Below are 6,721 nucleotides of genomic sequence, written 5' to 3'. Positions count from 1 at the left end.
CCCAGGCCGTTGCTCACGCATTCCTGCATGGCGTCCCAGAGTTTCAGCAGCCCGGCGCGGATCTCCGCCTCGCTGCGCCAGGCCTTTTCGTTGGCCAGCATCAGCTCGGAGACCCGCAGCTGGTGCTGCCGGCAGAGCTGCAGCAGCTCCTCGGCGCTGGAGAAGTCGTAGGGCAGTGCGGTGGCGTCCTGGTCCAGCTGGCCGGCTTTCGCCTGGGCCTCGTCGACCACGAAGCCGCCACCGATGGAGTAGTAGGTGTCGCGGTGCAGTTCGCCCGCCTCGCCGAAGACGATCAGGGTCATGGCGTTGGGGTGGTAGGGCAGGTTCTCCTCCAGCAGCAGCAGGTCGCGCGCCCAGTCGAAGGCCACCGGCTGCGTGCCGTCCAGCAGCAGCTCGCGGGACGCCTGCAGCGCTTTGACGCGCGGGGCAATCTGCTTCGGGTCGATGCGGTCCGGCCATTCGCCCATCAGCCCCATCAGCGTCGCGCGGTCGGTGCCGTGGCCGACGCCGGTGGCCGACAGCGAGCCGTACAGGCGCACCTCGACGCGTGTCACCTGCGCCAGCAGGCCGCGCTCGCGCAGCGCCGCGGCGAACAGCGCCGCCGCGCGCATGGGGCCCACGGTATGCGAGCTGGAGGGGCCGATACCGATCTTGAACAGGTCGAACACGCTGATAGCCACGGGAAAACTCCGGTCGGGATCACTCTTGGCGACATGATCGGCATTTCACCGAAGCGGGGACTTCCCATACCGACTTACTCGTATCCAAATACGCCGCGTTCGGTTAAGGGCAGGGACACCCTGTAGGGGCGAATTCATTCGCCAAGGGCGGCGCAGCTGCCCCCTGCAGGCGCCCAGGGGCAGGCCTTCGACCTGCTTGGCGAATGAATTCGCCCCTACAACAAGCGTCCGCCTGGCCACGCCTGTTTCCCTGCACCACCCGCGACAGATAAGTTCTGAGTGCGACCGGGTCGGTAGTCAGTCGATGCGCCCGGCACGCATCATCCGGGCGCCCGGAGGGCGGGGGCCTGCAGCAGTCCGACAGCCACGCGAGTCCGGAGAACGACAATAAAACCTGCCGTGGACGGACCCATCCATGATTCGACCCACCACTCCCCTGCTGGCGGCAACGCTGCTGGCCGCATCCCTTTTCACCACCCAGCCGGCCCTGGCGGCCGCCGACCCCGAACGCTGCTCCACGGTGTACTTCGCCGACGTCGGCTGGAGCGACATCACCGTCACCACCGCGGTCACCCGCCATGTACTGAGCGAGCTCGGCTACATCACCAAGGTCAAGCGCCTGTCGGCCCCCGACACCTACAAGGCGATGAGCGAAGGCAAGGTCGATGTCTTCCTCGGCAACTGGATGCCGAGCAGTGAACACGACATCCGCCCCTACCTGGACAACGGCACAGTGGAGAGCCTCGGCGCCAACCTCACCGGCGCCAAGTACACCCTGGCGGTGAACCAGGCGGCCTGGGATGGCGGGGTGAAGAGCTTCGCCGACCTGGCCAGGTTCAGCCAGCAACTGGGCGGGAAGATCTACGGCCTCGAAACCGGCAACGACGGCAACAAGCTGGTCCAGAAGATGATCGCGGGGAACGCCTTCGGCCTCGGCGCATTCAAACTGGTGGAGTCCAGCGAAAACGGCATGCTGTCCCAGGTCAAGCGTGCCGAGCACCTCCAGCAGTGGACGGTGTTCCTCGGCTGGGAACCGCACCCGATGAACAACCAGCTGAAGATGCAGTACCTGGCGGGCGGTGATGACTGGTTCGGTCCCGACTACGGCGGTGCCACTGTCTATACCAACGTGCGCAAGGGGCTGACCCGGGAATGCCCGAACCTCGGGCGGCTGCTGAAGAACCTGAAGTTCAGCCTGGCCATGGAGAACCACCTGATGGAGGCCATACTTAACCAGAGCACCAATCGCCGGCGCGAGGCCAAGGCCTGGTTGAAGGCCAATCCCGACACCCTGGCCGCCTGGCTGCAGGGCGTCACCGCGCGCGACGGCGGCCCGCTCCCGACAGCGCTCGTCCGGGCCGAAGCCCCCTGAGGCGACGCATCCAGCGATAACCACAGGCCATGTCGCCACCCAACATATGAACGTCGCAAACCGACAATTGCCAAGGCCTCAAGGCTTTATCGTTGAGTCACCCGATTTCGTCGCTGTCGGTTCCCGTGGACCGACAGACCGTGAGCACTCCGCTCCGGACCGAAGAACACAAGCGGCAACCTCAACCCGAGCAGAGGTCGGCCTAATAAGAAATTTCGGAAGTACGCGCGCCTCGGTTCGAGGTGCAGAACCCACCCATGGACGGGAATTCGTAACACTGCCAGAGGGCTGCGAAGTTCTCGAAACATTGTTATCCACACAGGCAAGACAGTCGGCATCACCAGGCTGGGCGTCGTCGAGCGCCGGTTCTGGCTCCGTGTAGCTGACCTGGATGTCTACTGAAGGGGAACTATCCCATGCAGTCTGGAAAGATCGTGGTTCAAAACCTCTACAAGGTTTTCGGGCAACAACCACAAGAAGCAATTGATCTACTCAAGCAAGGCTGGAGCAAGGAAAAGATCCTGGCCGAGCGCGGTGCCGTGATCGGCGTCAGCGACGTGTCCTTCAGCGTCAACGAAGGCGAGATTTTCGTGCTGATGGGCCTGTCGGGCTCGGGCAAGTCCACTCTCATCCGCTTGATCAACCGGTTGATCGAGCCCACCGCCGGCGATGTGTTCATCGACGGCCAGAACGTCGCCAAGCTGCCCAAGTCGCAGCTGATCGACCTGCGCCGCCGCGATATGAGCATGGTGTTCCAGTCCTTCGCCCTGATGCCCTCGCGCACTGTGCTGGACAACGCCGCCTTCGGCCTGGAAGTGGCCGGCAAGGGCAAGAAGGAACGCGAGAAGCGTGCCATGGAAGTGCTGGAGCAGGTCGGACTGGCCAGCTTCGCCCACAAGTATCCCCACGAGCTGTCCGGCGGCATGCAGCAGCGCGTCGGCCTGGCCCGCGCCCTGGCGGTCGACCCGTCGATGATCATCATGGACGAGGCCTTCTCCGCCCTCGACCCGCTCAAGCGCCGCGAGATGCAGGACGTGCTGCTGGACCTGCAGAAGAAGCACAGCCGCACCATCATCTTCGTCTCCCACGACATCGAAGAGGCCATGCGCATCGGTTCGCGCATCGGCATCATGGAAGGCGGCAAGCTGATCCAGGTGGGCACGCCCCAGGAGATCATCGAGAATCCGGCCAACGACTACGTGCGCAACTTCTTCAACACGGTCGACACCAGCCGCTACCTCACCGCCGGCCAGCTCAAGTCCGACAGCGTTCCGCTGTTCGTGCACAACGGCAAGGCGCCCGACGCCCAGACGGTCTGCCAGAAACTGCAGGCCATGGACAAGCACTACGCCTTCATCGTCGACGAGAAGAACATCTTCCGCGGCTCCATCAGCCTGGAGAAGATCGCCCTGCTGGTGGAAGGCGGCCGCACCCTGGATCTCGAGCACGACCTGCTCAAGCACATCGACCCGGTACCGGAGGACCTGCCACTGGACAGCGTCATCCAGCGCCTGGTGATCAATGAAGGGCCGATCCCGGTGGTCGACCAGAGTGGCCGCTACTGCGGCGCGATCAGCAAAGGCCGCCTGCTGAGCCGCCTGCGGGGAGAATGACGATGAGCGAGAAACTGGATCTGGGCAGCTGGGTGAACGATGTCGTCCAGCACCTTCTGGAGAACTACAGCGGCGCCTTCGAAAGCGTCGGCAACGTGGTCAGCGGCTTCTCCGAGCTGATCGAACGCTTCCTGCTCTGGCCGCCGTCCTGGGTGATCATCGCCGTGTTCGTGGGGCTGGGCTTCTGGCGCATCGGCGCCAAGTTCGCTGCCTTCACCGCGGCCTCGCTGATCCTGATCGTGATGACCGGGTTCTGGGAACAGACCGTGGTCACCCTCGGCCTGACCTTCTCCTCCACCCTGATCAGCCTGCTGCTCGGCATCCCGCTGGGCATCTGGGCCGCCAAGAGCGAGCGCGTGGCCGTGGTCATCCGTCCGATCCTGGACTTCATGCAGACCATGCCGGCGTTCGTCTACCTGATCCCGGCCGCCATGCTCTTCGGCCTCGGCCGCGTCCCCGGGATCATCGCCACGGTGATTTTCGCCATGCCGCCGGCCGTGCGCCTGACCGCCCTCGGTATCCGCCAGGTGAACAAGGAAATCGTCGAAGCCGGCCAATCCTTCGGCTGCACTCCGTGGCAGCTGCTATACAAAGTGCAGCTGCCCAATGCCATGCCGTCGATCATGGCTGGCGTGAACCAGACCATCATGATGGCGTTGTCCATGGTGATCATCGCGTCGATGGTCGGCGCCGGTGGCCTGGGCAACGACGTGCTCGCCAGTATCCAGCGCCTGGACATCGGCCTGGGCTTCGAAAGCGGCATGGCCGTGGTCCTGCTGGCGATCATCCTCGACCGCATCACCGAAAGCTTCGGGACGCGCCAGACCTCGCGTGGTCGTGTCTTTGGCCGGCTCGGCGCGAGATTGCAGCGGCAGCAAGCGCAATAAGAACGCTTCACCTTTCAAAGTAGGGAGTCGCTTGATGAAAAAAATGAAAAAAGTCGCTGCACTGGGCCTGCTGGCCTGCGCACTGGCCCAGGGTGCCTGGGCCCAGGAGCCGCAGAGCTGCAAACAGGTCCGTTTCGCCGAAATCGGCTGGGCCGACATCGCCGCCACCACGGGCGTCGCCATGGTGCTGACCGAAGGACTGGGCTACACCCCGCGCAAGATCATGGCGTCCGTGCCCATCGCCTTCACCGGGGTGAAGAACAAGCAGATCGACGTGTTCCTCGGCTACTGGGCCCCGTCCATGGACGCGGTGATCGAGCCCTTCACCAAGGACAACGGCGTGAAAGTGCTGCCGACACCCAACCTGGAAGGCGCCAAGTACACCCTGGCGGTGCCGACCTACGCGGCTGACGCCGGCCTGAAGAGCTTCCAGGACATCGCCAAGTTCAAGGACCAGCTGGGCGGCAAGATCTACGGCATCGAACCGGGCAACGATGGCAACCTGCTGATCGACAAGATGATCAAGGGCAACCAGTTCGGCCTGGGCGAATTCCGCATGGTCGAATCCTCCGAAGCCGGCATGCTGGTGCAGGTGCAGCGCGCGGTGAAGAAGCAGGAGCCGGTGGTGTTCCTGGGGTGGGCCCCGCACCCGATGAACACCCAGTTCGACATCACCTACCTGGCCGGTGGCGATGATGTGTTCGGCCCGGACTACGGCGCCGCCAAGGTCTTCACCGTGGTGCCGCCGGACTACGAGCAACGCTGCGCCAACGTCGGCAAGCTGCTGAACAACCTGCAGTTCAACGTGCAGATGGAAAGCCAGCTGATGGAGAAGATCCTCGAGAAGGAAGACCCGGTGAAAGTCGCCACCACCTGGCTCAAGGCCAACCCGGCCGTGCTGGACAAGTGGCTCGCCGGCGTCACCACCTATGACGGCCAGGACGGCGCCGCCGCCGTGAAGAAACACATCGGCCTGTGATCCCCCGGGCCCCGTCCGGGGCCCTTTCCTTGCAATTCGCCAATCGCGGTCCGGCAACGGGCCGCGAGGGGCACTGTCGCGAAACCCGCCTGAGAACGGGCCACGACCACGTAGTTGGCTGCCAATCCCACCTGATGGAGCAATACGTATGCGCAAGTTGAAATCCCTGTATCTGAAAACCCTCGGCGTCGCCGCCCTGGCCGTCGGCATGGGCATGGCCAATGCCGCTGACAAACCCACCCTGAAGATCGGCTACGTGAACGGCTGGGACGATAGCGTCGCCGCCACTTACGTAGCGGGCGAAATCCTCAAGGAGAAACTTGGCTACGGCGTGGAACTCAAGCCCGTCGAACCGGCCATCATGTGGCAGGGCGTGGCCCGCGGTGACCTGGATGCCACCCTCTCCGCCTGGCTGCCGGCCACCCACGGCGAGTACTACGCCAAGCTGAAGGACAAGGTGGTGGTGCTGGGCTCGAACTACCAGGGCGCCAAGATCGGCCTGATCGTGCCTGACTATGTGAAGGCCAAGTCCATCGAGGACCTGAACACCTACAAGGCCGACTTCGACGGCAAGATCACCGGCATCGACGCCGGCGCCGGCGTCATGCGCCGCACCGAGGACGCCATCAAGCAATACAACCTGGACATCAAGCTGATGCCGAGCTCCGGCCCGGCCATGGCCACCGCCCTGACCCGTGCCGAGAAGGCCCAGAAGCCGATCGTGGTCACCGGCTGGATCCCGCACTGGATGTTCGCCAAGTGGAAGCTGCGCTTCCTCGAAGACCCGAAAAAGGTCTATGGCGATGACGAGCACGTCGACACCGTGGTCAACCCCGGCCTGGAAGCCAAGGCCGCCGAAGCGACCGCCTTCCTGAAGAAATTCTCCTGGAGCGGTGAGGAAGTGGGCTCCGTGATGCTGGCCATCCGCGAAGGCGCCAAGCCGGAAGCGGCCGCCAAGGACTGGATCGCCAAGAACCCGCAGCGCGTGGATGAGTGGCTGAAGTAAGCCTCGCCCTGCAACGCGAACCCCCACCGGCCCCAGGGCCCGTGGGGGTTTTGTCTTTATGCGGCACCTGATCCGGGGGTACGAACTCTGTAGGGGCGAATTCATTCGCCAAGGGCGGCGCAGCTGCCCCCTTTCGATCTCCAAGGGCAGGCCTGCGGCCTGCATAGCGAATGAATTCGCCCCC

General features: G+C 64.0%; 6 protein-coding genes. 5 read left to right on the top strand and 1 reads right to left on the bottom strand.

Features of this window, described 5'->3' with window-relative positions; genetic code table 11:
- A partial coding sequence (locus ACFPU0_RS05635) for a serine dehydratase beta chain (RefSeq protein WP_377691803.1) occupies positions 1–680 on the bottom strand: 680 nt, incomplete at its 3' end.
- Positions 681–1,095: 415 nt separating this feature from the next.
- On the opposite strand from ACFPU0_RS05635, the gene choX reads away from it, so the two are divergent.
- From choX to ACFPU0_RS05610, 5 genes are all read left to right on the top strand, one after another.
- A complete protein-coding gene (gene choX / locus ACFPU0_RS05630; RefSeq protein WP_377691802.1) occupies positions 1,096–2,052 on the top strand; it encodes a choline ABC transporter substrate-binding protein in 957 nt (318 codons plus the stop codon).
- Between the two features lie 416 nt (positions 2,053–2,468).
- Positions 2,469–3,665 (top strand): quaternary amine ABC transporter ATP-binding protein, encoded by a 1,197-nt coding sequence (locus ACFPU0_RS05625; protein WP_377691801.1) that lies wholly within the window; start codon positions 2,469–2,471, stop codon positions 3,663–3,665.
- Between the two features lie 2 nt (positions 3,666–3,667).
- Positions 3,668–4,552 carry an ABC transporter permease gene (locus ACFPU0_RS05620; RefSeq protein WP_377691800.1) on the top strand — a complete coding sequence of 295 codons (885 nt, stop codon included), beginning with the start codon at positions 3,668–3,670 and terminating at the stop codon, positions 4,550–4,552.
- A 34-nt stretch (positions 4,553–4,586) separates the two neighbouring features.
- A complete protein-coding gene (locus tag ACFPU0_RS05615) occupies positions 4,587–5,531 on the top strand; it encodes a choline ABC transporter substrate-binding protein (protein WP_377691799.1) in 945 nt (314 codons plus the stop codon).
- A 148-nt stretch (positions 5,532–5,679) separates the two neighbouring features.
- The gene (locus tag ACFPU0_RS05610) at positions 5,680–6,537 is read left to right on the top strand and encodes a glycine betaine ABC transporter substrate-binding protein (protein WP_377691798.1); all 858 of its coding nucleotides are present in this window, start codon (positions 5,680–5,682) and stop codon (positions 6,535–6,537) included.
- Positions 6,538–6,721 lie beyond the last annotated feature (184 nt).

The sequence above is a fragment of the Pseudomonas sp. GCM10022186 genome, assembly GCF_042656385.1.
GTDB lineage: Bacteria > Pseudomonadota > Gammaproteobacteria > Pseudomonadales > Pseudomonadaceae > Metapseudomonas.
This window is presented reverse-complemented; position numbering and strand designations above follow the sequence as displayed.